The 26800-nt window shown below is 34.5% G+C and carries 20 protein-coding genes and 1 tRNA gene; 8 read left to right on the top strand and 13 right to left on the bottom strand.

Annotated elements, in window-relative coordinates:
* Positions 1-11: 11 nt before the first annotated feature.
* The 5 genes from thrC to AYT27_RS02350 form a co-directional block, all read right to left on the bottom strand.
* A complete protein-coding gene (gene thrC, locus AYT27_RS02330) occupies positions 12-1409 on the bottom strand; it encodes a threonine synthase (RefSeq protein WP_011180381.1) in 1398 nt (465 codons plus the stop codon).
* A gap of 648 nt (positions 1410-2057) precedes the next feature.
* Complete coding sequence (locus AYT27_RS02335) at positions 2058-2426, bottom strand: hypothetical protein (RefSeq protein ID WP_011180382.1); 369 nt, start codon at positions 2424-2426, stop codon at positions 2058-2060.
* A 212-nt stretch (positions 2427-2638) separates the two neighbouring features.
* Positions 2639-3001 carry a hypothetical protein gene (locus tag AYT27_RS02340; RefSeq protein ID WP_011180383.1) on the bottom strand — a complete coding sequence of 121 codons (363 nt, stop codon included), beginning with the start codon at positions 2999-3001 and terminating at the stop codon, positions 2639-2641.
* Between the two features lie 181 nt (positions 3002-3182).
* Entirely contained in the window at positions 3183-3518 is a 336-nt protein-coding gene (locus AYT27_RS02345) for a hypothetical protein (RefSeq protein ID WP_011180384.1), read from the bottom strand.
* Positions 3519-4531: 1013 nt separating this feature from the next.
* Positions 4532-5233, bottom strand: a complete 702-nt coding sequence (locus tag AYT27_RS02350) for an HAD family hydrolase (RefSeq protein ID WP_011180385.1) — start codon at positions 5231-5233, stop codon at positions 4532-4534.
* 396 nt (positions 5234-5629) lie between these two features.
* Here AYT27_RS02350 and AYT27_RS02355 point away from each other — a divergent pair, with 396 nt between their 5' ends.
* Positions 5630-6718 (top strand): site-specific DNA-methyltransferase, encoded by a 1089-nt coding sequence (locus tag AYT27_RS02355; RefSeq protein WP_395948342.1) that lies wholly within the window; start codon positions 5630-5632, stop codon positions 6716-6718.
* 47 nt (positions 6719-6765) lie between these two features.
* Here the strand turns inward: AYT27_RS02355 and mutY are convergent, their stop codons facing one another.
* Positions 6766-7872 carry an A/G-specific adenine glycosylase gene (gene mutY / locus AYT27_RS02360; protein WP_011180387.1) on the bottom strand — a complete coding sequence of 369 codons (1107 nt, stop codon included), beginning with the start codon at positions 7870-7872 and terminating at the stop codon, positions 6766-6768.
* 161 nt (positions 7873-8033) lie between these two features.
* Between mutY and AYT27_RS02365 the strand changes: the two genes are divergently transcribed.
* The 3 genes from AYT27_RS02365 to ppdK all read left to right on the top strand — a co-directional run bounded on the left by AYT27_RS02365 (position 8034) and on the right by ppdK (position 12135).
* On the top strand, positions 8034-8534 hold the full coding sequence (locus tag AYT27_RS02365) for a DUF721 domain-containing protein (protein ID WP_011180388.1): 501 nt from the start codon (positions 8034-8036) through the stop codon (positions 8532-8534).
* Between the two features lie 85 nt (positions 8535-8619).
* A complete protein-coding gene (locus tag AYT27_RS02370) occupies positions 8620-9276 on the top strand; it encodes a DsbA family protein (RefSeq protein ID WP_011180389.1) in 657 nt (218 codons plus the stop codon).
* Between the two features lie 183 nt (positions 9277-9459).
* Entirely contained in the window at positions 9460-12135 is a 2676-nt protein-coding gene (gene ppdK, locus AYT27_RS02375; RefSeq protein WP_011180390.1) for a pyruvate, phosphate dikinase, read from the top strand.
* Between the two features lie 202 nt (positions 12136-12337).
* On the opposite strand, the gene AYT27_RS02380 is transcribed toward ppdK, so the two are convergent.
* Positions 12338-13186, bottom strand: a complete 849-nt coding sequence (locus AYT27_RS02380) for a peptidoglycan-binding domain-containing protein (RefSeq protein WP_011180391.1) — start codon at positions 13184-13186, stop codon at positions 12338-12340.
* Positions 13187-14086: 900 nt separating this feature from the next.
* On the opposite strand from AYT27_RS02380, the gene AYT27_RS02385 reads away from it, so the two are divergent.
* Positions 14087-14461: a DUF5330 domain-containing protein gene (locus tag AYT27_RS02385; RefSeq protein WP_011180392.1), complete on the top strand. Its 375-nt coding sequence runs from the start codon at positions 14087-14089 to the stop codon at positions 14459-14461.
* A gap of 112 nt (positions 14462-14573) precedes the next feature.
* The gene (locus tag AYT27_RS02390) at positions 14574-14984 is read left to right on the top strand and encodes a SufE family protein (protein WP_011180393.1); all 411 of its coding nucleotides are present in this window, start codon (positions 14574-14576) and stop codon (positions 14982-14984) included.
* A 103-nt stretch (positions 14985-15087) separates the two neighbouring features.
* Here AYT27_RS02390 and AYT27_RS02395 read toward each other — a convergent pair whose 3' ends face one another.
* A complete protein-coding gene (locus AYT27_RS02395) occupies positions 15088-15525 on the bottom strand; it encodes a Ros/MucR family transcriptional regulator (protein WP_011180394.1) in 438 nt (145 codons plus the stop codon).
* A gap of 903 nt (positions 15526-16428) precedes the next feature.
* On the opposite strand from AYT27_RS02395, the gene AYT27_RS02400 reads away from it, so the two are divergent.
* Complete coding sequence (locus tag AYT27_RS02400; protein ID WP_011180395.1) at positions 16429-18525, top strand: S9 family peptidase; 2097 nt, start codon at positions 16429-16431, stop codon at positions 18523-18525.
* An 80-nt stretch (positions 18526-18605) separates the two neighbouring features.
* Here AYT27_RS02400 and AYT27_RS02405 read toward each other — a convergent pair whose 3' ends face one another.
* Positions 18606-19208 carry a superoxide dismutase gene (locus AYT27_RS02405; protein ID WP_011180396.1) on the bottom strand — a complete coding sequence of 201 codons (603 nt, stop codon included), beginning with the start codon at positions 19206-19208 and terminating at the stop codon, positions 18606-18608.
* A 1035-nt stretch (positions 19209-20243) separates the two neighbouring features.
* On the opposite strand from AYT27_RS02405, the gene AYT27_RS02410 reads away from it, so the two are divergent.
* A tRNA-Gln gene (locus AYT27_RS02410) sits at positions 20244-20318 on the top strand.
* A gap of 1590 nt (positions 20319-21908) precedes the next feature.
* Here AYT27_RS02410 and AYT27_RS02415 read toward each other — a convergent pair.
* The 4 genes from AYT27_RS02415 to AYT27_RS02430 form a co-directional block, all read right to left on the bottom strand.
* Entirely contained in the window at positions 21909-22694 is a 786-nt protein-coding gene (locus AYT27_RS02415; protein ID WP_011180397.1) for a DUF1499 domain-containing protein, read from the bottom strand.
* A gap of 640 nt (positions 22695-23334) precedes the next feature.
* Positions 23335-23874, bottom strand: coding sequence for a DUF1254 domain-containing protein (locus tag AYT27_RS02420; protein WP_011180398.1), 540 nt, complete (start codon positions 23872-23874; stop codon positions 23335-23337).
* A complete protein-coding gene (locus tag AYT27_RS02425; RefSeq protein ID WP_011180399.1) occupies positions 23867-24463 on the bottom strand; it encodes a DUF1214 domain-containing protein in 597 nt (198 codons plus the stop codon). Before AYT27_RS02425 ends, AYT27_RS02420 begins: the two co-directional genes overlap by 8 nt.
* 19 nt (positions 24464-24482) lie before the next feature.
* Entirely contained in the window at positions 24483-26633 is a 2151-nt protein-coding gene (locus AYT27_RS02430; protein WP_011180400.1) for a transglycosylase domain-containing protein, read from the bottom strand.
* Positions 26634-26800: the final 167 nt, after the last annotated feature.

The raw sequence follows: 26800 nt of genomic DNA on the forward strand, positions 1-26800 counted from the left end.
TGCAGCTAAGTTTAATAAGATGCACGCGATTTTAAAGAAATGTAATCTTTTACTATTTTTTCATCATTAGCAAGACCTATAAAATGTTCTTCGCGTTCTATTAAATCGTTGAGACGAGATGGCCATGGAGCATTAAGTCCACAGGCATTTTTGATGGCATCAGGAAATTTAGCAGGATGAGCAGTAGAGAGGACGATCATTGGAATATGTGGTTGTCTGTTTTCACGGGCTACTTTAAGCGCAACAGCTGTATGTGGATCAACGAGATAGCCGCTTTCCTTATAAACACTGTCAATTATTTTTGCCGTTTCAGCTATGCTACTTTTCCCTGCAGAAAAGAGGGAACGAATATTTTTGAGCTGCTTTTCATTAAGATTAAAATATCCTGACTTTTTCAAGTTTTCCATCGCATTGCGAATCCACACAGGATCACGATCGCCACTTTCAAACAGTAAGCGTTCAAAATTAGAAGAGACTTGAATATCCATAGAGGGTGACGTTGTGTGGGTTGTCGGCTGTGTTTCATAAGTACCATTAGTCAATGTGCGCACGAGGATATCATTATCATTTGTTGCAATGACCAATTGGGCAATGGGTAATCCCATACGGGCAGCAACATAACCCGCAAAAATATCACCAAAATTTCCAGTAGGAACAGTAAATGAGACAGCTCTATCAGGAGCACCTAAAGAAAGTGCGGATGAAAAATAATAAACAATTTGCGCCATAATACGCGCCCAATTTATAGAATTAACTCCTGAAAGTGCTTTTTTTTGCCGGAAATTATGGTCATTAAACATTGCTTTCACCAGTGCTTGGCAATCATCAAAACTCCCTTCAATGGCTATGGCATGCACGTTTGTTTTTTGACTGGTCGTCATTTGCCGCTGCTGAACGGGTGATATACGCCCTTTAGGAAACAAGATAAAAACGTCTGAATATTCTCTTCCAGCAAAAGCTTGTATTGCGGCACCACCTGTATCACCTGATGTAGCAGCAATAATTGTTGCGGATTTATTTTTTTTGATGAGCACATAATCCATCAGTCGAGAAAGAAACTGCATTGCAACATCTTTAAATGCCAAAGTAGGACCGTGAAAAAGTTCAAGAATAAATTCATTTGGGCCAGTTTGCAGTAACGGACAGGTTGCAGGATGATGGAAGGTAGCATAAGATTCAGAAATCATATTTTCAAAAGAAGTATATTCAATTTCGTTATTCACAAAGGGCCAAAGAATAGTTTTAGCGATTGTCATATAGGATTGGCCACGAAGCGCTCGTAATGCATCGAATGATAATTGGGGGAATTTTTCTGGAAGATAAAGTCCACCATCACTAGCCAGTCCAGTCATGATAGTTTCAATAAAACCTAAAGCAGGAGCCTCACCTCTCGTGCTGATATATTGCATAAGTTTTTTCCTTTGTTTATTTCCGACGAGTTGGTCAAGTTATTTATTTCATGTTTTTCATAATATTTAAATTATTCAATCAATAGAAATTGATTTGTTTATTCTTATAAGTAATGAAAAACAATGACATGAACCCTTTCGAGTCTTTAAAGTTAAGAGATAAATATTTATGAAAAGTTTGTTATAGACGAGAGACCTTTTTCTATTATTCATTCGCTTATTTTGCAATTCATGTTAATTGATGCACTTTCTTCAATACTGAGATAAATATAGAGAATAGTATTTATTGAAGACCTTCCTTGCAAAAAATCAATTACTCATAGTTATTTTTTTATTCTTACTTTGTATAATAAAAAAATCATATACAAATTAATCTCTTCCAATGGTATAGGATAATTCATGTTGGAAGATTTATGAGGTAATTTCATGGCATTTAGTGCATGAACTGTGTCTCTGGAGTAATTTTCATTTCGTTTAAATATCAGTTTCCATACTAATAAGTATGATATTTTTTCTACGCAGTATTATTGGTAATGTAGTAAGATTATTTATATAAAATACAAAAAACAGTCTGCCCAATTATGTGAGACAGACTGCAATTTAAAAAATATTTTTAAAAAAAGAAAAAAGTAACCGGATAATTTAGGATTATTTACCTTTAGTTTTACCTACTGCCCATCCAAGTATACCAGTAAATATACCCATGATAGATCCTGTCAGGAAGCCAAAAGCTAGAGCTCCTACGGTAGTAAAAATTCCTAGTGTAATAGGCTCAAACACCTTCTCAATTTTTCCTTCATAAGTATTTTCATTTTTTGCTTCATAAGTGAAATTTGGCATATATAAAGCAGCCATATTGATTGCTATCTTTTTTCCTTGTTCCATTACAGAAACAGAAATATTCTCTTGCTGAGGGCTATTTCTCAAAGGACTTGCATGAGCACTTATAATTTGTGAAAGAGAAAAAAACGTTGCAATAAAAATACTGAACACTTGATTTTTTAATACTTTAACCATAATTTTACCTCAAATATTTTTAATTGATCACTAATCAAATGCATCGAAAAAGCTAGGAGATGCGCTGAAAAAAAGTTTTTAGGATTGTTTTTGCTCACAAGAATTAACGATGCGTTTTATGGGTAATAATGAGTACAGAGCGTAAGCTATTTTCATTTTCTATACTGAATTATTAAGTTTCCATATTTGAAAGAGAAATTTTGTGAGCTCTACTATTTTGTTTTGTATATAATGAGATTTATTATCCACCCGAATAGCAGTCCCACTGCAGTTGTTGCATACCCGATTGCCATTCCAATACCAAAAATCCCTATTGTGATAGGCTCGACTACTTTTTCAACTTTTCCTTCAAGAGCAGCTTCATTTTTTGCTTCATAAGTGAAATTTGGCATATAGAAAGTAGCCATGTTAATTGCTATCTTTTTTCCTTGTTCCATTACAGAAACAGAAATATTCTCTTGCTGAGGACTGTTTTTCAAAGGACTTGCATGAGCACTAACACTTATAATTTGTGAAAAAGAAAAAAATGTTACAATAAAAATACTGAACACTTGATTTTTTAATACTTTAACCATAATTTTACCTCAAATGTTTTTATTATTTCATATAAATAAGCAGATGCATCGAGGAAGTCAGTAATGCAGAAGTCGGTAAATTTTCACGATGATTAATGCTTTTGGTAAAGGATATCTACTTCATTATGTGCCTTTATAATATCAAGAAACACATAATGAAGCTTATATGATTCTTTATGCGTTATTTGAAGAATGATATAATTTGCGATATCCAATTTATTACGGTTGAAATTATGTATCCAGCGCTCATTATACCTACCCCGAGCGTAATGATGTCAACTACCTTTTCAACTTTACCTTCAAAGGCAACTTCATTTTCCGTTCCATGATTTAAGCTTGGAATATAAAAAGCAGCCATATTGATTGTTTCCTTATTTCCCTGTTCTACTACGGAAATAGGAGCGACTGGCTGAGAGTTATTTTCTAAATGATTTGCATGAACATTTGCAACTTGTGAAAGAAAAAAAACACTAATCGTTAAAATACTCAAGAGCTGATTTCTAAGTACTTTTTTCATAATTTTACCTCAAATATTCTATATTTTAATTAAATTATTAAATACATCATTGAATATAGTGAAAATGAATTACATATATACAAATCGTATTTACACATCAAATGATGCATAATAATGTATATCATTATGTATATTTAATCAATAGTAAAAAATACATAGTGGAATTATAATTATTTTAATTATTAAAGATATGATAATTTAAGATAAATATTTTAAAGAAATTTTTTAAAAAATATTTTATAAATTCTTATCAAACTTTTCCTATAATTCTTATCTATAGAATTTATTTTTTATTCTCATTTTGGATATTTTTTTAATTTTAAGCGTTGTTTTTATTTTTAGATTATAGATAGTTGAATCACAAATTTAATGATCTCATTTTATATTTAAATCATAAATATGATTTGTAAGGATCAAATTTAATTAATAGAGATAATAAGCATAAATGAATTTATATTATATTTTTTATACGTATTTAAAATAATAAATTAAGATACAAGATGTAATTTTATAATTTATGATTTAAAATTATAGTAGGATAAATTGATGAATGCGCCGTTTAGTTTCCAATATGCAGTAAAAGGAGATCTAAAAACTTTAATAAGATGCAATAAAAAGGTTTTTACTAAATTATACTTAGGATATTGATGCAACTTTATTCATGATGGTGAATGCTATGAGCTGTATGGTTTAAGCTAAGAATTGTATGTAGATCTTATTTATGTAGTGTATTTATTTGCATCATTATTACCTAATTCCCCAAAGGGATAAGGAGCATGTTGATTGTATCATTTTCAGGTTATTAAATATATTATTTTATTTACGATGAGCAGAATGCAGATTGCATAGCAATGACGTTACTGATGATAAAAATGATTAAGAGCTGCTGGTGATCATACGCAGCTAATACAATTATCTCTTAATTCTTGTGGTATATTTTATCAAGGCAAAAAAATTTTAGTAAAAATATTACTGAAAAACAGTGTAAGTTGATATATTTCTAAGGGATCTTTTTATGGTAAATCTTGCCACACTGCCATTGCTTCTAAGACTTCTAGTAAATGGGCATGTTTTGCGATAGCTGTTTCAGCACCAGCCTCTACAAGTGCATTAGAGTGGCCAAGATAGCTATGCGATCCTCCAGTAAAACCGATAACGCGCATGCCTGCTGCGGTTGCAGCATGTACGCCATGAATTGAATCTTCTATAACAATAGTGTTTTTTGGTTTTACGCGCAATTGTTGTGCAGCGAAAAGAAAAACATCAGGAGCAGGTTTCGTTTTTTTTGTTCCAACTTCAGGAGCAGAAAATATTTTATCTTTATTATCAAAAAAATCATAAAGATCAACGATAGTGAGCATTTCTTTTATCTCTGTGCTTCTTGCATTAGAGCAAATACAATAAGGATAGTGAGATTGTATAGCTTCTATCGCTTCTTTTATACCATCGATAGCACGTAGTTCAGTTTTTATTTGTGCTCGAAAAAGATCTGACATCTGATCTATAAGATGAGCAGAAGTTGGTTTTCCTGTTTCTTGTTCAACTTTTTTAAGAATATCAGGAAAGATTAGTCCTGCATAACGCGCACTCAATTCTTCAGGTGATATTTCATATCCAATTTTCTTAAGTAATTGAGATCCAATTTGTGCTGCGAGATATTCAGAATCTACGAGAACTCCATCACAATCAAAAATAATGAGATCTATCTTAGGCATAAGATATTCCTTTACATGTTACTTATTAAGCTTGAAAACTTGCTTTAGAATGACACTGAGAAGACTTTATTTCATAAAAATATGCTTTGAAAGTGATTCCTGTTGGTTTGATAAAAAAAGAAAGATATGTGAAGAGTATCTTTAAAGAAAGAGAAATAAGGATTGATCAGTATGAAATTGCTTTATTATTCTTAATAGCAAAACAAATATCAATTTTGCAGAAATAGGCAACAATTTTGAATAAGTTTAACGATCCATTTACTCTATTTTGTAAATATAGATTAGTAATGCGGGCCTATAAGCCATTTTGATTATGGGATAATTTCAGTTCATTTTGTTGGGTATTTCATGTCAGTTATTCAGCTTCAAAAAGATTTTGTTCAGACTTCTGCACAGATGTCATGGCGTAATAAAATTTTAAAAGGAGATTGTGTTGCAGTATTGGAAAAACTGCCCAAACATTCTGTTGATATGATTTTTGCCGATCCTCCTTATAACTTACAATTAGAGGGTGCTTTATACCGTCCAGATCATTCGCTTGTTGACGCAGTTGATGATGCGTGGGACCAGTTTGAGAATTTTGCTGCTTATGATGCATTTACGCGTGCATGGCTTCTTGCGTGTCGTCGTGTATTAAAACCCAATGGGACATTGTGGGTTATTGGATCTTACCATAATATTTTTCGGGTTGGTACGGCCTTACAAGATTTAGGTTTTTGGATACTGAATGATATAATTTGGCGTAAAAATAATCCCATGCCTAATTTTCGTGGGCGTCGCTTTCAAAATGCTCATGAGACGCTTATTTGGGCTGTTCGAGATCAAAAGGATAAAAAATACACATTTAATTATGATGCCTTAAAAGCTGCCAATGAAGATATACAAATGCGTTCAGATTGGCTTTTTCCTCTCTGTACAGGTGCTGAACGTTTAAAAGATGAAGCAGGGCGTAAATTACATCCGACACAAAAACCACAACCTTTATTAGCGCGTATTATTATAGCGTCTAGTAAGCCTGGTGACATTATTCTTGATCCATTTTTTGGCTCGGGAACAACAGGTGCTGTTGCTAAACTTTTGGGGCGTGATTTTGTGGGTATTGAACGTGAGCAACAATATATTGATGCAGCATATGAAAGGATTGCTAAGATTAAACCTTTAAACGAACCAGAATTAGCAATTTTGGATAGAAAAAAAGCAGAACCGCGTGTTGCCTTCAATAGTTTACTTGAAGCGGGTTTAATCTGTCCTGGAGAAGTTCTTTATGATCGGAAGAAGCAAGTATCTGCTATTGTAAGAGCTGACGGCACTCTCATGTATGGTGGTGAAGCTGGTTCTATTCATGCAATGGGGCGAAAGGCTCAAGATCTGCAAAGCTGTAACGGTTGGACATTTTGGTATTACGAAGAAGACGGACAATTGAAATCAATAAATGAGTTAAGAATGGTAATACGTTCACAGATGTTAAAAACTGGTATTTTATAAGATGATCAGTTCACGCTACTAAATATTTCATCTGTTCAGTGGGGGCGTTATTTTAACTTGAAGGGGTGAGGAATCGCGACTGCGATGGCTTTTTTCATCACGGTAGGGAGAGCCTGTTCCGCAAGATGATGAATATCGCACCACCAGCCATTTTGATGTTTTATTTCGCGAATACCGCTAATATAGTAAACGTCAAGTTTCAAAGAAAAATGGGTGAAAACATGTGTAATTTGTCCTTTAAATTGCCAATTGGCAATAAAGGGTGCATTTTGGAGTCCATTTGGGTTCTTTGTTCCAATATTGTTAGGAATTTGGGTCATACCACCGAGTAATTTTTTACCCTGTCGTTTTTCTAGATAAATTTGCCTCTTTTCATTAAGAACAACAAAAGCAGCACCAGTTTTTGAAAGACGTTCTTTTTTAGGAGCTTTGACTGGAAAAAATTCTGCTTTTTGCATTTTTTCTGCTCTACATAAACCTTGAAGAGGGCAGAGGGAACAAGATGGTTTACGTGGTATGCAAATTGTTGCTCCCAGATCCATCATGGCTTGAGCAAAGTCGCCTGGGCGATTTAAAGCAGTAATTTTTTGTGTTTTTTCTTTAATTTCAGCTTTTGCTTTGGGCAAGACTGAGGTGATAGCAAATAAGCGTGTTACAACGCGTTCGACATTACTATCAACAACAGCTACAGGATGGTTAAAAGCAATAGCGGCGATAGCTGCAGCAGTATAGTCTCCAATACCGGATAGAGAACGCAATACTTTTATAGATTGTGGAAATTGTCCTCCGTAGTCTTCAACGAGCTGCTGAGCACAATTTTTAAGATTGCGTGCGCGTGAATAATAGCCAAGACCAGCCCACGCTTTCATGATATCATCTTGTGAAGCTTTTGCTAAAGAAGAAAGATCAGGCCAAAGTTGCAGAAATTTTTTAAAATAGGGCTTAACAGCTTCGACAGTTGTTTGTTGAAGCATGATTTCAGAAAGCCAAACGCGATAAGGATCGGGGCGGATGCCTTGCATTTGTTCTTTGGGGGTAATACGCCATGGGAGATGCCGGTGTTTTTGATCGTACCAAGAAAGAAGGCGCAAAGAAATTTCATGCATGATTTTTGTCAACCATAGGGAGATATAAAATGCAAAAGAAAAAAGCATTTATTTTGCAATTCATAATTTGTTTCTTCCTTATTATAGGACTTTTGATTAAGTAATTATCGGATTTTGTCGATATTTAATGAGTTTTTGAGGGTAAAAGCTCTTAGATGAAAGAAGGAATTTTTATAATTTAGTAAATGTTTTGATGATGATTTAGAAAAATGAGCAAACAATTTCAAAAGCGCCATTTTTATTCTCTTTCTGAGATAATATTTAAAATGCTTGATCCAATTTTACGTAAGCGAACAGGACTTAATGTGGCGCTTATAGAAAATTGGTCACAGATTGCAGGACGCGATATCGCTGAGCATACAGTACCACTTAAAATTATTTGGAAACGTCGCGTGGATCAAGATGAAATTTTCCAACCTGGAACACTTATTGTCGCGTGTGAAGGGTTTGTTGCGTTAAAATTGATACATGAGACAGCGGAATTGATTCATAGAATTAATGTTTTTTTTGGGTATATTGCTCTTAACCGCATCAAAATTGAACAAAGAAGCGTCTCGGTTTTTAGTAATCAGTTGCCGAGGAAGTTATCCTTGAGTGTAAAAGAAAAAAAATGCGTGGAAAAAATGCTTGAGGGGGTTGAAAATGAAAGTTTACGCCAATCACTTTATGAACTTGGCTGTTGCATTTTTGCAGAAAAAAAGAATAAATAGAGCAGAGTATTTTAGATGTTTTTCTTTAGTATATTAAAGAGTGTTGGATTCTTATTCGTTTAATAACAACAGAAAAGTATTATTGATGATAAACTATCGTTCCTTTTTGTCTTTTGCAGTAATTTTTGCTCTAATGACAACCATGCAAATCAGTGTAACCACCGTTTTAGCTAGTGGAGTTAAACCAGTTTCGACTGTTGATATGGCCGAACTTCTTAAATCAGGCAAGGCTAAGGATAGGTTTGAGGGAGAGGAAAACGCACCAGTAACAATTGTTGAATATGCTTCATTAACGTGTGTTCATTGTGCACATTTTTATAATGATGTACTTCCTCAAATTCGTAAAAAATATATCAAAACGGGAAAAGTGAAGCTTATCTTCCGAGATTTTGCTTTTGATTCTCGTGCAACGGCAGGCTTTATGTTGGCGCGCTGTGCACCAGAAGATCGTTATTTTCCTTTGATAGAAGTTTTATTTCAAAAACAGTCTGAGTGGGTCTGGGCGAGAGATGCTGTGACGCCGTTGAAGAAAATTGGCTTAATGGCAGGTTTTACCGATGAAAGTTTTAATGCTTGTCTGAAAAATCAGTCCATTTTAGATGAAGTAAATGCATCTTTTGAGCGTGGAAAAGAACTTGGTGTCAATGCAACACCTACTTTTTTTATTAATGGTAATAAATATGAAGGTGCGATGTCAGTAGAAGCCTTCTTTTCAGTGATTGACAGTTTTCTTAAAAACTAAATCTTTTTTTCAGAAGATGGGTATTGATATTTGTGATCGTTGCTCTTCTTTTCGAAGAAAAGGGATTTTTCACATTGATAAGATGATGTTTCTTTGGTTTAGCCAATTTTGAATCGAATATTGCTTTTGAGGATTAGCCCAGATCAAATGATGTTTTGATGCTGATATGGGAGGACTTGTACGATGACAAAATGGGTTTATAGTTTTGGTGATGGTAGTGCAGAAGGAAGTGCAAGCGAGCGCAATCTTCTCGGTGGCAAAGGGGCTAATTTAGCTGAAATGAGTAATTTGGGTTTGCCTGTCCCTCCTGGATTTACTCTTACGACAGAAGTTTGTAATTTTTATTACGCATATGGCAAGTCATATCCAAAGGAATTACGGGAAGCTGTCGAACAAGCGCTTAAGCATATTGGTGAAAAAACAGGACGTGAATTTTGTAACGAAAAAAGGCCACTTTTACTCTCTGTTCGTTCAGGAGCTCGGGCTTCTATGCCGGGAATGATGGATACAGTGCTTAATCTTGGTATGAATGATGAAACTGTGAAAGCAATTGCTTTACAAACCAAAAATGAACGCTTTGCTTATGACAGTTATCGCCGGTTTATTCAAATGTATTCGAATGTTGTTTTGGGATTAGAGCATTCGTATTTTGAAGAGATTCTTGATGATTCAAAAATGCGCAAGGGTTACACTATTGATACAGAAATGACGGCAGTTGATTGGCAAGATGTTATTGTTTCTTATAAGGCATATATTGAAGAAAAGTTAGGTAAACCTTTTCCGCAAGATCCTGAACAACAATTATGGGGTGCGATTGGAGCGGTTTTTTCAAGTTGGATGACAGCACGTGCGGTCACTTATCGTCGTTTACATAATATTCCTGAAAGTTGGGGAACGGCAGTTAATGTCCAGGCGATGGTGTTTGGCAACATGGGTGAAGATTCAGCAACGGGTGTTGCTTTTACACGCAATCCATCAACAGGGGAAAAAGAGCTTTACGGTGAATTCTTAGTTAATGCACAGGGTGAAGATGTTGTAGCAGGCATTCGAACTCCGCAAAATATTACAGAAAATGCACGTATTGTTGCGGGATCAAATAAGCCATCTTTAGAAAAAATCATGCCAGAAGCTTTTGGGAAATTGTATCACATTGGGCAGAAGCTTGAAAAGCATTATCGCGATATGCAAGATCTCGAATTTACAATTGAAAAAGGTAAATTGTGGATGTTACAGACTCGTTCGGGGAAACGAACCGCACGTGCGGCTTTAAAGATGGCGATTGAAATGGTTGAGGAGGGGTTGATAAGCCGTGAAGAAGCGGTCATGCGAATTGATGCAAAATCGCTTGATCAACTTCTACATCCGACACTTGATCCCAAAGCAGGGCGTTTTGTTGTTGCACGTGGTTTACCTGCTTCTCCAGGAGCAGCAACTGGTGAAATTGTTTTTACTTCGGAAGAGGCAGAAACTGCATCGGTAGAAGGACGAAAAGTTATTTTGGTACGCATAGAAACAAGTCCAGAAGATATTCATGGTATGCACGCTGCAGAAGGGATTTTAACGACACGCGGTGGTATGACAAGTCATGCTGCTGTTGTAGCGCGTGGTATGGGAAAGCCATGTATTTCTGGTGCAGGGAGTGTGCGGATTGATTATAGTACAAACACAATGTTTGCTTCAGGGCAAAGTTTTAAAAAAGGCGATGTCATTACAATTGATGGTGGGAGTGGAGAAATTTTTAAAGGCAAGGTTGCGATGTTGCAACCTGAGCTTTGCGGAGATTTTGCAAAATTGATGGAATGGGCTGATGGGATGCGGCGTATAAAAGTTCGCGCCAACGCTGAGACACCCTCTGATGCACGTATGGGGCACTCTTTTGGGGCTGAAGGTATTGGTCTGTGCCGTACGGAGCACATGTTTTTTTCTGGTGAACGTATTGTCGCTATGCGTGAAATGATTTTAAGTGATGATGAAAACGGACGTCGTAAAGCACTAGATAAGCTTTTGCCAATGCAGCGTTCAGATTTTGTCCAATTATTTGAAATTATGTGTGGATTGCCTGTTACTATCCGTTTGCTAGATCCGCCACTCCATGAGTTTTTGCCAAAAACGGATGCAGAAATTCTTGATATTGCGACAGTTATGGGGGTTTCTAAGGAGGCGCTTGCTGAACGTGCACAGCAGTTGCATGAATTTAATCCTATGCTTGGATTAAGAGGATGCCGTTTGGCTATTACTTATCCCGAAATTGTGGAAATGCAGGCACGGGCAATTTTTGAAGCAGCAGCAGAAGCTGCTCAAAAGTCTGGATCTCCTGTTATGCTTGAAATTATGGTACCACTTGTTGCACTGAAATCTGAACTCGATTTTGTGAAAACACATATCGATCAGGTAGCTTGTGAAGTAATGAAGGAGAAGAAAAGCACTATTCAGTATATGGTTGGAACGATGATTGAGCTGCCGAGGGCGGCTCTTCGAGCAGATGAAATTGCTGAAACTGCCGAATTTTTTTCATTTGGTACAAATGATTTGACGCAAACCACTTTTGGTATTTCACGTGATGACGCTGCACCTTTTTTAGCAACGTATTTCCAAAAAGGACTTTTGGAACAAGATCCTTTCGTATCTATTGACCGTGATGGAGTGGGGGAGCTTATTGCCATTGCTGCAAAGCGTGGACGTTCGCAGCGTGCAAAAATTAAATTGGGAATTTGTGGTGAACATGGAGGCGATCCTGCTTCTATTGCTTTGTGTGAAGAAAATGATCTGGATTATGTTTCTTGTTCTCCTTTCCGGGTACCAATTGCGCGCTTAGCTGCAGCACAGTCAGCAATTGCAAAAAAGAGAGAGAGATTTTAGAATATTTTTTTGTATGGTTGCTGTGGTGGTTAAATAAATTGTTATGGTCTCTTTATTTCTTTCATTAAAGAAAAAAAGAAATTTCTAGGGTACTTTATAAATAGTATATATGAGAGAGGAAGCCTATCTTTGTAAATTTATGAGAAAAGTTATAAGGCACAACATGTTTTCAGGGTTTATTTTATAAAATAGCTGATTACATTCAATTTAACAAACCGATTTCATGCATTTTCACCAAAACTGTATGATTGATCTTACCCGTTATGGGAAGATCAAACATTTTTTGAAATTGTTTTAAAGCTTCTACTGTTTTTTGATCTTCTACACCTGTAACAATGACCTCTTGATTACCAAAAATACGTAAGGCTTTTTGCACTTCTATAATATCTGCAATAGTAGGCTCTAAAACAGGTTCTGTTGAACGAGGCAGATCTTTTGTTTTTGTTTTCTCATTGATCATTTCCATTTCGCTCTGCTTAATTAATATCGCAATTTCATCTTTTGTGTTTTTTTGCAAAATACGGTTTTGCATTTCCTCAGCAGTTTGTTGTTTCCATAGTGCTATGGCACGACGTGTTTTAGGTCCCTCTAGCCCATCTAAAGAACCATCATAAAGTCCTAGTTTTGCTAATTTCTTTTGCATTTCTAGTATGCTTTGTGACGCAGAATGTGAAGATGAGTTTTTCTTTAAATAATTCGGAGGTAGTAAAGAAGTAACATGTCTATTTGATTGAAATTTTTCTTCTTTTAAGAACAAAGCAGAATTTTTTTCTATATTTGTATTTGCACCAGACATGAATTTCATTTGAGTAAAAACATTCTGATGTGTTTTCATTTGTAAAAATAAAGCATTAAATGAAAAAAAGCCAAAACTAACAATAAAAATGATAAAACCAACAAAGAACAAAGTATTTTTTTGTGTATAGAGATAACTTTTTTTTATAATAAAAAAAATAAAACGAATATTTATGAGAAAAAATGTTATAATAATACTGCGTTGTATACGACTTTTTTTAATTTTTTGCCTTCTTGAATTTCTTTTTTTTATCATTATTTTAATTTTTAGTTCCAGTCACAATTGTTTTTCACACAGAAAAAATATAAATTATTCTCACTTTAAGCAAGAATGAGAGATATCTATGTTACTGTTCTCTATCCTTTAAAATTGTTAAAATAAATAAAATCTTTTATCCAAAAGTGGTATTTATAAATAAACAAAGGCTTTGGTACACATTTCTCAATTTCATTATCACCTATAATCAATTCTTTATGAGCATCTCAAAGACAGTCTATACATTATCTTATTATATATTTTTTGCGCATATGTTTGAGAGAATTTGCAATTAAGTTGAAACATCCTATAACACTGACAAACTGATGACAGCTTTTCTCAAATGTTTTTCATATTTGAACTTTTACGTTTTTCCGTTAATGCTGTGATCAGCGTGGTCCTATCATGCTCCGATATAAATCCATTCTCCTAATATTCAATAAATTTTGTACATTTTAGCTGGGATTATTTTCAAAAACATATACGCAAGATCAATGAGCAGTTTGTTTAATCCTCTCAATTTTATATTGGAGCTTCCTTGTAGCAACAGAAAATTCTAATAGGTGTGGCAAGGGATTCTAAGATTCTGCCATTATCCTAATTGCTATCTTATTGTTTTTCTCTCACACAATCTATTCACGCTTATTATAGTGTGATGAGAGTATGAGCCTCTCTATCTCTAATGGCTCTACTTTGGCTATATAAATTTAATGTTAAGTTACTAAGAAGAGAATTTATTCCATTTTTGCACAATCATATATACTATATTTTTAGTTAATGACACAAATCTGGTAAAACTGCTCGATTTTATAAAATACCCATTTTATAAATTTTTATTAACGAGAAAGAGCATAAACTGTTACTTTTGTTTTATTTAAAAATGTGGTACATTAGCTGCACATGATACGTTTTTTAATCAAATTATCATTTTTTTTGTTTTTTGTTTTTATCATCATCTCATTTTTTGCAGCAAAGCCAAGCAATAACCATTCCTTTAATCAGAGAGAGTTTGAGACAAAAACGAGCGATGTAATGATGGCTTTTAAAGAAACTCTCAATGATTTAGGAAAATTCTGTGACCGTAATAGAGAAGCCTGCAAAATCGGAAAATCCTTTTTAAGTTCACTTAGCGAGCGTGCACGTTATGGTGCAAAAGCAACTTACGAATATCTTGGAAATATATTAAGTAATAAAAATATGGCTCAATTTGAAAACATTTCTCCCAATATGGATGAAAAGCCTACACAAAAAAAGAATCATCCAACATTCCCTTGAAGTAAGAGTTTTTAATGCGCACTATTGGTTTTATGCTAAGAGGAATAAGCGCTTATTCTGTCAACCAAATACATCAACATGATCATCACAAAAACAAAACAGGATTGAGTTTATGGCAGAAACGATTGATGATATTATAGAAAACTTTTCTCTTTTGGATAACTGGGAAGATCGTTATCGTTATGTGATTGAACTTGGTCATGAATTACCGGTTTTTCCAAAAAGCGCTCGAAACGATGCGCACAAAGTTCCTGGTTGTGTAAGCCAAGTATGGCTTTTGTCTTCACGCGATAATTCAGAAAACCCAATATTGACCTTTCAAGGTGATTCCGATGCCCACATTGTGCGTGGACTTATCTATATTCTTCTCGCCTTCTATTCAGGAAAAAAAGCCTCGGAGATTCGCGATGCCGATGCCGAAGGACTCTTTGAAACACTTGGCTTAAACGAAAATCTTACACCACAACGATCGAATGGTCTTAAATCGATGATTGAAAGAATTCGTAACGAGAGTTACGTATAGAATTACACTATCGTAGCACCAACAGCACAAAATTTTCACAGAAAATGTGCTTCCTAAAAAGCACTTTTATAGACTAGAGATACGAATTTTTTGAAAAATACGGTTATTTTGTTTTCTTCCGTTTGCTTTTACGTCCAAGCCCCATTTCCTTCGCCAAAGCTGAGCGCGCCTTTGCATAATTAGGTGCAACCATAGGGTAAGAACTGTCCAATTGCCACTTTTCACGATATTCCTCTGGCAACATCCCATAATGGGTCATGAGATGACGTTTCAAGGATTTAAATTTCTTCCCGTCTTCAAGACAAATGAGATAATCAGGAAAGATTGAACGTTTTGGGTTAACAGCAGGCCTTTGCTTTTCAACTTCAACTTCTGTTAAATCTGCGTTCCCTGCTTTACGAAAAGCGGCATGAACATCAGCAATCAAACTTGGCACTTCAGTCGGTCGGATCGAGTTATTACTCACGTAAGCAGCAACAATATCAGCAACTAATGTAATAACTAAATTGCTTTCAGTCTCTAAGACTGGACGATGTTCCATTCTTTTTTCCTTTAATTTAAAATCGAGATATCATTGGCACTCATACTCATAATACAGAGATCCCATGCACGTAGGTTTCATATTGTACAAAAATCTTTTTTGTCAATTCAATTATTCTATAAAATCGCCGAAACACAAAAAAATCAAACAAAAACCTATTTTTTGTCATAATATATAATAAGAAGAAATGACTTCTTTTCTGTTAGATTATAGTTTTTTTTATAAAAGATCGTGCATGATTTTAAAATAGATCATAAATATAAAAAATAATATAGAACGAATTTATTTATTTTTTATTTAAATTTTCAATAAAAATATTAGCTTTAAAACCGTAAATATAAACTAAAGCTTTCATTTTATATATTTATAATATTATATTATTATTTTTCAATTTTACAAATTTTATTTTTTGTTATCATAAGATGATCTTTTTCTGAAATAAAAAATGGCTTAAACAATTTTTTTTATTCAAAAAATATGGTGCATAAGATGAAAAACCAAAATATATATTAAGAGATGCAGCACATCATGGGATAATATATAAATAGATATCAGTATGGTATTGAAGGATTTTTTTCTCTTCAGACTATACAGTTTAAGTGAATTTTCTTTCTTAAAATAAATTTTATTGTGTCTATCCAGAATTTATTTCTACTATTTGAAAAAAATTTTAATTATACTGCTAAAAAGTGTAATCTTCTAGTATATCTATTAAAGCGGCATGATCTTTATAGAAACAGTGCTTATGACATGCAAGAAACAGAAGTACAGCGAGTAATTGTGGAAATTATTGCGATTATATTTCTGCGCGTATGTGGAACGTATAAATTTATACATTTGCAAAAATAATATGATTCTAACATATAAACGAAACCATAAATATATTTCTACGTAGGATTATATATGACCCGTTCTTCTGTACTTCCACCCAAAGCATCCAAAATCATTTATAAAGACGTATATCACGGTATTTGTCGCGATGATCCCTATCATTGGCTGCGTGCATCTAATTGGCAAGACGTTTTAAAAGATTCTAGCTGTCTTGATGAAAATATTAGGCATCATCTTGAAAAAGAAAATGCCTATCAAGCTGCTCAAATGGCTGATACCAAGCTATTACAAGATTTGCTTTTTGCTGAAATGAAAAGCCGTATCCCGGAAAATGACAGTTCTGTTCCTATAAAACATGGGCCTTTTGCGTACGGATTTTCTTACGTTACCGGAGGCCAGTATCCCCATTATTTTCGTACATCAAGGAATGGAGAGGAAAAAAATGTTTATCTTAATGGTGATGCCTTGGCCGAAGGGAAAGAATATTTCAATTTTGGTTCAGTTCAAGAATCTCCTGATCATAAACATGTTGTATGGACCTATGATGACAAGGGATCTGAATTTTACACAGCTAAAATTCGTAATTTGGAAACATTGTCTGATTATACGGATACAATCACGGATACATCCGGACAAATTATATGGGATGCTAAATCTGAAGGTTTCTTCTATACTAAGATAGATGAAAATCATCGGCCTTCAGAGCTCTATTATCACCGATTAAACACCGACCAATCGCAAGATAAGCTGATTTTTCGTGAAGATAATCCAGGATTTTTTTTAAATGTAAGCGGTTCTAAACTTAATGATGTTATTTATATTAATATTCATGATCATGAAACGTCAGAAATTTGGCTGATCCCTGCAAAAGCACCTCTCACTGTTCCCCAATGTGTACGGAAGAGACAAAAAGGTATTGAATATTCTCTTACAGAAGGTGGTGATGTCTTTTATATTCTTACCAATTTAGATAACGCAAAAGATTTCAAAATTATGGTAGCGCCATACACATCTCCACAATCAGAAAATTGGTCTGAGCTTGTATCGCACCAACTTGGATGTTTAATCATATGCCATGATGCTTATCAAGATTTTCTTGTTTGGCTTGAACGCTTTGAGGGGCTTCCTCGTATAAAAGTAATGGAGCGTACCACCAAACAAATTCATTCCATTTCTATTACAGAAGAAGCTTATTCCTTAGGTCTACAAGGTGCTGCAGAATATAATAGTCAAACTATTCGCTTTACCTATTCATCTATGACAACACCTGATCAAGTTTTTGACTATGAGATGAAAAGTCGCAAACGAACACTTCTAAAAACGCAAATAATTCCCTCAGGGCATAACAAAGATGAGTATATAACACGGCGTATTATGGCAATTGCAGATGATGGTGAGAAAGTTCCTATTTCACTTTTTTATCATAGAACCACTGCTCTTGATGGGAGTGCTCCTTGTTTGCTCTACGGTTATGGTGCTTATGGAATCTCTATTCCTGTAAATTTCAATAGTACTGTATTGTCTTTGGTTAACAGAGGTTTTGTTTATGCTATTGCTCATATTCGTGGAGGAAAAGAAAAAGGAGTTGAATGGTATGAGAAAGGGAAACACCGTTTTAAATACAATACATTTACAGATTTTATTACTTGTGGGCGCTACCTTGTAAATAATAAATTCACTTCTCATGATCGACTTATCGCCCATGGTGGTTCGGCAGGAGGGATGTTAATGGGCGTTATCGCAAATATAGCTCCACAGGATTTTTCTGGGATTGTAGCGAATGTGCCTTTTGTTGATGTCTTAACAACCATGTTAGATGCTTCACTGCCGCTAACGCCTCCAGAATGGCCTGAATGGGGAAATCCTCTTGAATCACAAGAGGATTACAATCTTATCGCCTCCTATTCACCTTACGATAACGTTAAAGCTCAAAAATACCCTTCTATCCTTGCAATTGCAGGATTAACTGATCCTCGTGTAACCTATTGGGAGCCTACAAAATGGGTGGCAAAACTGCGCGATTTAAAAACAGATGATAATGCGATTTTATTACGCATTAATATGGATTCAGGTCACGCAGGTGCAGCTGGGCGTTTTTCAAAGTTGGAAGAAATTGCGTATATTTATGCATATATCTTAAAAATAACGGGAAAAATGCTGCTAACTTGAATATCTTTTCTTTTTGGAAGGCTCCATATCCTCATGAATTATGGAGCCTTTAATACAACATAAAAAATTACGCAAACAATTTAAAGTCCGCAATCTTCATAAAGTTTCAAAACATAGTCCCAATTAATTAAATGATCGACAAAGGCTTCAAGATACTTTGGACGCACATTGCGATAGTCAATGTAGTAGGAATGCTCCCACACATCAACACCCAGAATAGGTTGCGCATTATGAACCAGAGGATTTTCACCATTAGGCGTTTTCATAATTTCAAGTTTACCATCTTTAACAGCAATCCATGCCCATCCAGAACCAAATTGTGCAATGGCAGTAGCAATAAAATCAGCACGGAATTTATCATAACCACCCAAATCAGATTCGATAGCTTTTGCTAATTTTTCAGGTAGTTTTTGACCCCCCCCTCCTTTTTTCATCCAATGCCAAAAATGATTATGATTGTAGTATTGGGCTGCATTATTAAACAAACCAATATTCTGTCCAAAGCTTTTTTTTACAATATTTTCAAGGCTTTCGTTTTCTAAGCCTAAATCTTTCACAAAATTATTAGTATTGGTCAGATAAGCGAGGTGATGCTTATCATGATGATATTCAAGTGTTTCGCGTGACATATAAGGCGAAAGGCTATCATAATCGTAAGGTAAAGGTGCTAGTTCAAAAGCCATTTAAAATCTCCTTGATTCTAATTGTTAAGCTCACTCGATAAGCCTAATTTGCCATTTACAGCACCTAAAATCAAATGTTGAAGTTTATTTGTATTAATTTAGTTTTTGTGATCATTTCTTGGTAAAGATACTTTTTCTTGCTATATTTTCTTAATTAATCAAAATACCACTGATTGATTTAATCCTACTCCTGAAGAAACTCATAAACTCGGCCGCCTAACAGAAAACACAAATATCTTCAAATTTGAGTTGGTGCACAGAATGAAAAGGCATTTAAATAGCTATCAATTTATGCACATATTCGCTAAAATTTAATTATTCTGCAAAAATATCTTTATTTAATTTGTGCAAAGATTTTTTTAACCTATTCGACATTGAGTATGTTAGCGTTTTTATCACAGTTTTTTCAATATGTTAGTAGTAATTGTTTTTTACAGATACTACTCATTTCGCACAGATCTAGAACATTTCAGAAGTCGAATTGTGACTGATAGTGTGCGCATATTGGCCAAAAAAAGGGTTTGCCACGATAATCGCATTTCATTTTCCCCTATATTATTGGCACAATCTATAAGTGGTAAGAAGATGAATTCTTATGCGCTGAATAACTAAAATCAAATATGCGGTCAAGAAGACAAAAAACCATTAACACTCAAAGCTTTTACATTTTCCTTATTTTATTTAAAGAACTTAGGTTTGAATGCATTAAGAAAAGACGCTAAAATAAGGGATAGTCAATGATAGACTTTAAATATGTTAGTAAAATATAAATTTAAATTTTATGCTATGAATAAAGAATGGAATGAGAAGATAAAAGAGCAAAACACAAGAAATGCAAAATAACAAATAAATAATTAGCCTTTTTTTAGGAATGTATATAAGAACAAGTTTTTGTTACGAATTTTGTATCAATGTAACATTAACGAGATCGCAAAACTTTATGATAAAAAACTTAAGAGCTTTGATTTCAGATATTGCGCACAATCACAGGAATCGCTATAAGATGCAAAAATAGCTGTGAGCATATTTTTCTTTTGGGGTATAGCCAAGCGGTAAGGCACCGGTTTTTGGTACCGGCATTCCCTGGTTCGAATCCAGGTACCCCAGCCAATTTCTAGTATAATCAATTAAAAGTTCGGGAATTTTGATTCTACTGATCTTTTAACTTATTTTCCGCCTATCCCGAACCTTTTTGATTACTTTATTATTGTGAGATGTTTTTTCTCCGCTGAGAAAAATAGCTTGATAGCTGCCACAAGGGCAACAAAAGATTTTTTTCGTACTAAAAGGGAAGATGCAGTTGGTAATTGATTTAAAAATGTAGCATCGTTCAGGATATGCGTGCAAAAAAAGACCGTAAAACTAATTTTAATGATAGTGTAAATATATTCTTCATAATTTTTGTAATTAAAAAGAATTATATATATAGAATTCTACTTAATAACTCATTTTATTTTATTGTTTTGTTAAAAAAAATATTAAATATTTTAATAGAATTGTAAAAATTATTATTTAATATAATTTGTAATTACTCATAATAAAAATATAGACATAATTTATTTATAAGTAATTTTTATTAATATCTTCTGAAATTATATTTCATACTTTTCTAAGACATATGATAGCTACTGAAATTATATCATTATAATAGGTTTTTAATAAAAAAGAAAATTAAAATGGGGAAGTCAAGCTTATCTAGTGATTCACATTGTTTAATAAGTTGATCAACGGTATGCGATATTAAAAATTATGGCAATGCCATGAGTTTATGCAGCATTAAAGGGAAAGTTGCAGAAAGAATTGGAGAAGTTGTCTCTGGTAGACTTCGAGGTATGTGAATTCAAGAAGGGGCATAGCAGGAGGCACCATATTGGATGAAATATCGGGGCTATAAAGTTGGCAGGAGAGCAGGCGTGGGCTTATAGGATTTGTAAATAAGGTTTGTAAATATTATGATCATCATAAATAAAATTTAAGGGTATTAATTATAACTTATAGAGAATTTCCAACAAGGTATTTTAAAAGTTAATATTTTATAATTTACATTTTTATAATGGACATTAGTGATAATATTATTATCCTATTAATTAATAATATCATATGTCTATTATTTTCAATATTTATTTTATAATCAAATATATTAGATATTAATCATTTTAAATTATAATATATTTTAATATGATGATTATTATTTATTAAATTACATCATCATTGAATTATTTACGGCTTTGTATGTGTTATTTTTTCGAAGGTTTAATGGTTGCAATTTGAAAGAATCGGCAAAAACATTGTTGCTGATAATTAGTATGTTCTTTATTTTATTTTTTCTTTAACTATAATAATTTACATAAAGTTTTTGATAAATATATTTTAATGTATTGATATAATTAATAATTTTTTATTTTTGCAAAAAAATAAACCTGTACGAGATGTTTTTGTAGCTTGTTGTATCAATCCTATTCCCTAACCTTGTGATAAAATCAATTTATTATGCTATTAAATTGAGAACGCGAATTCAAGAATCTTAACCAAAGTTTATGCACTGAAGGGCTTTTATAACTTTTCAGCTGCGGTCAAAAGATATCAATATGCTTATGAGAGTTGAGAGGTGATAAATTATTTATTCATTTTCACACGTTGAAAAATTTATTTTAAGAATAAACGACGTTACTAAAGAGAGCATGCAAAGCTTTTAAATTTTTAATCATCATCTTGAGAAAGAGGGAGTGATGCTATTTCTGTATCAAGTGCATCCATAAAATTGATAATAAAAGCGGCGTTTGATCCTAAATCTCTTGACAAATAACGCGAAGCAGAACGCATATCAACAAAAGTTGTATCACCTTCATTGGTTAAACGGATCACAATGTCCGAAGTAAAACCAAGATAAAAAGTTTTTGCTATCGTTTCAATATAAATCTCATCTTCTTCACCTTTAAATTCTCTTTGAGCGACAATAGGCCAACCATAAGCATCTAAAACATTGAGAACGGAATCGCGGATGTGATCAGGTGAGCCATCATAACGACGTCCTGACATTTCTGGCCATTGTGACATTTGTAATGCCGCTTGCCCAATCAAAACACTCTTAAGCGGCAAAGCATCACGGGGACGTATTGTGCGAAAGAAAGCTGGTGGTTTTTGTGTATCCGTAGAAACATCATAAAGAGCAGGTAAAGCAAACCAAAATCCAAAAAATAATACCAATGGTGTAGCAGTGATCAATGAATAAATAATCCCTTGTAAAGCTTTCATTCCGCCCAGAGCACCGTGCACCCACAGACTGTACAGTGCTTTAAGTGCAAGGAAAAGGGAAACAACAACACAGCAAGCAGAGATGACGATCAAAATCATGAAATCAACTATGTCAATTACGGAAAAACGCTGTAAAAGGATTGAAAATAACAAAATAAAGAACGCTAACGTGCCAAAACGAGGTGACCATATCGCTGCTCTTGAGATTAACCGAACATATGTCTTCTTCATGAAGCTTTCTTCCCCTCAATTACGGACCAGAAGCAAAATTTTTCTTAGATTTCATATCTTATAGAAAGCTTCTAGTTATATAAAAAAGTAAAGCACTTACTTTTAAGATCAAGGACGCTCTATACTCCATCAACTTTTGTAGTCATTCTCGCTAATTGGGGTGGATAATTGTTATCTCCTCCATGGATTTATCAATGTAATGGATTAAACTTTATCGGGACTGATTGTAACAACGCGAAAATAAATTCAAATGACAAGCTTTGTGATGAATGTGCTTACCAAAAGAAATTGGTACTTTACTCTCATTTGTTTTCTTCTAGCTGAAGATAAGTTTTACTATCGAACATGATATGCTTTCAGTGCAATAAGAGCTCCATTGTATTTCATGTTTATCATCAATGTACTGATATTTGTTCTGCGAAGTTGTATAGCAGGTTATTGTCTCAACAAAAAAGTATTGCACAGATCATTTTGGATGATTTTTATCGCAAGAAAAAATTCAGGTATTTAAAAATTGGAATAAGGATTGCAATTCGAATTCTAATTTTTAGCAGATTGCGTTTGAAACTTAATATTTGAATATACTTTCGTTCAATCGTATAGAGAACAAGCTGTTGTACAGTCGTAAGACGGTGTGAATTTATTCATTCAATATTCGACAGGTTGCAGATGAAAAGAAGGCTTCACTTTCTTTCTTTGCGAGTAAAGAAGGGGAAAAGATACGTAAGATTACAAAACCTTTCTTTAAATTTTTAGCGATCAAAACTGAATTGGCATTATTTTTAGGCTTTGATTGTTTGAGCTCTATGATTTGAATCGGCTTTCCAATGATGAGATCAAGAGTAGCATCAGGGGCTGTTCGGTTATTCAAGCTGTAGAAAATAATTCCGTTCTGTGTGTAAGCTGCTAATGACCAAAATTGGTTTGTTTTCAGAGCCTTTAAATGAACAGGGCCATTTTCGAGATCAAATCTGCAGACTTTAAGACGAAAGAATGGATCACTAGTCTGCTGAAAAGAATTATGCGCATCCAAGTCAACAAATTGATAAGATGCTCCTGATTTTTTAAGTTCTGTCCATATATTATTTTTTGCCCAATAGGGTATCAGAAAGAGAACGCAAATATGGACAATGATAGCGCCAATGATTGCAAGAAGTGCGGCGTGAAAGAATTTAATCACAGTTTATTTGTCCTGATGGAATTTGTTCTACAGATGGCATGGTGAGCTTTTGCAATGCTGTTGCAGAGATAATTGGGGTGTCATATAGAGTAAGAATAAGTCCGAATTCTTTTTGACTAACCGTTGCAAGCCAATTACCACTTTGCGGTGTTGGCGAAATATTAATGCGTAATGAGCCATCATTTTCATAGATAATATTGTTTGTGTAGAGTTCGAAAGGTATTTCCTTGGATGAAGTGTATGGTTTGAGTGATCTATCAGCTGTATAAAGCGTAAAGAGGTGTGTTTCAGGGATGTGGCCTTTAAGTAAGTAATGGCAATTGGGTTTTAGTGGACGTCCGTGGTTATCTTTCCAAATTTGAAAAATAAGTCCTTCAGTGCGCCCAATTGAAATATCACCTCGCTTGGCAGCGCGTGCGCGCGTATATGGATCAGTGTTGGATGTTCCCATTTGAGGGTAAGCACTCCATTCTCCAATTGTGAAGCGTCCAAAATGATTAAAAGAATTGAGGATATAATCGACACTCAGTGTTCCACATAAAATGGAGGAAACAAAAATGGAAAAGGGAATAATGATCTTAACAAACATGATAGAAAATATCTCGAATTCAAAGTTTTGAAGCTCCGATAGTTTCCCTTTTTAAAGAGATTACAGATAGCTTTTTCAGATCGTTGTTAATCAGACGTACAATATTCAATGTTTCAGGGGAAAGCGTATAGGGTATTGGAAGTGCAGGTTCAGAATCATTATTGTAAGGACGTGTTGGTGGTTGATAAGGGAGAAGAGAATCTTTGACACCATAGAGCTGTTTGAGCATGATATTTTTGTGTGCAGAGAGCATGATAGTGTGCCATATCATGGCAGGAATACCACCACCAAAAGCTCGATTCATCGGTGAAAAATCATCATTGCCCATCCATACAGCTCCAGTATAATTACCAGTAAAGCCAACAAACCATGCATCACGATAGGATTGTGATGTTCCAGTTTTTCCGGCAACAAGGGTCATGGGGAGGGCGGCACGTTTACCGGATCCTCGTGTTGTGACACCAACCATCATTTGATTCATATAAGCTGCTGATTGGCTACTGAGGGCTCGATGTAGTTTATTCCCGTTATACTCAAAGTCCCACAGCACATGTCCATTTGTTGTCCTGATTTGCGTAAAACCATGGCGATTCCCAGCCATTCCTCCATTAGCAAAGACATTAAAACCGGTTGCTTGATCCATAGGGGTCATATTGGATGTGCCTAAAACCATAGTTTTGTGTGATAAAATATGCGCATGAATCCCCATATTTTTGATCAAATCTATAATAGGTTTTGTATTGCGGTTAAGATATTGATAGGTAAGATAGACAGGTACCGTATTAATGGAAAAAGCTAAAGCAGTTGCTAAATCGATTTTACCGAGATAACGACCTGAATTATTTTTCGGTGACCAGCCTCCCCAATTGATTGGAGCATCTAGGACGATTGTTGAGGGAGACAGACCATGCTCCATTGCGGCGGCATACACATAAGGTTTGAATGAAGAACCAGGTTGTCGGCCGCCTTGTGTTGCTCTGTTAAATTGGCTTTTGTTATAATCCACTCCTCCGACAATTGCACATACAGCGCCGTTATTGTCGAGTATGACGGTGGCAGCTTGTGTGACACGATATTGTTGACCATATTGCTGTAAATGATATGCGATTGATTCTTCTGCTGCTTTTTGAATATTTGGATCAAGAGTGGTTTGAATGATTAAAGTATGACTTGGAAGTTGGTCCGCCATTTTTTTGACTTCGTCGAATACCCAATCAAGAAAATAATCAGGTTGAGTATTTTTTATTTTTGAAAGTGCCCTGGCAGGATGACGATGGGCGTTGATAATTTGGCTCTCAGTCATAAAACCGCTATTAACAAGATTAGCTAATACCACATTGGCACGTGTTTGGGCGGCAAAAAGGTGACGATGAGGAGCATATTTGGTTGGGGCCTTGAAAAGTCCTGCTAACATAGCAGATTCGCTAAGAGATATATTGCGTATGTTTTTCCCAAAATAAAATTTTGCAGCTGCTGTAATACCAAAATTGTTTCCTCCCATATAGGCACGGTCAAGATAAAGTTGCAAAATTTGTTTTTTGCTGAAATTTGCTTCTAGCCAAAGAGCAAGATAAGCTTCTTTGATTTTGCGTGTTATAGTTCTCTCATTTGTTAAGAACAAATTTTTAGCTAGTTGTTGTGTAAGGGTTGAGCCACCTTGAACTACGCTCTTAGCTTGCATATTTTGGGAAATTGCTCGAGTCAGTCCTTGCAGATCAATACCCCAGTGATCGAAAAAACGGCGGTCTTCTGTCGCAAGAACCGCTTTAATAACATAATCGGGCATTTCTTCAACGGGGACGAATGCAGTTGGTAATGCACCACGGTGGCCGATGGGATTTCCATAACGATCTAGAAAAAGAATGGAAAAATTTTTAGGCAAATACCAATCTTTTTTTATTAACTCAAAAACGGAAACGCCAACGATAGTAAAAAGAGTAAAACCAATCAATCCTAACGTGAGTGTTTCATCAAGAATTTCGATTATCAATCGTTTCCATCCGCGGATATGAAAATACTGTGAGATAATTTTTGTCTTTTTCCAGAAGAGACTGTTAGTAGAGCGGAGGCGATAAAGTGCTGTATCGAAAAGTGCATCTAGTTCAATGAATGCAGGACTATGAAAGGTTCTATTCTGTTGTGCTTTCTTTTTTTTAAAAAAGTCAAACATTGAAAGAGCCTATGACAAAGTGATGTAACCAAACAAATCATTATATGGAGTAAAAATACTTTTTTGCTATAGTTTTGACAAAGAAAGAGCTTACTTTAAAACGATTTTAGCTTCTGTAGATCGTATCTTCAGCTTTTATTATTTGTTTAAAAACTTTCTCTTCCAAT

The organism is Bartonella henselae str. Houston-1 (genome assembly GCF_000046705.1).
GTDB classification, from domain to species: Bacteria; Pseudomonadota; Alphaproteobacteria; order Rhizobiales; family Rhizobiaceae; genus Bartonella; species Bartonella henselae.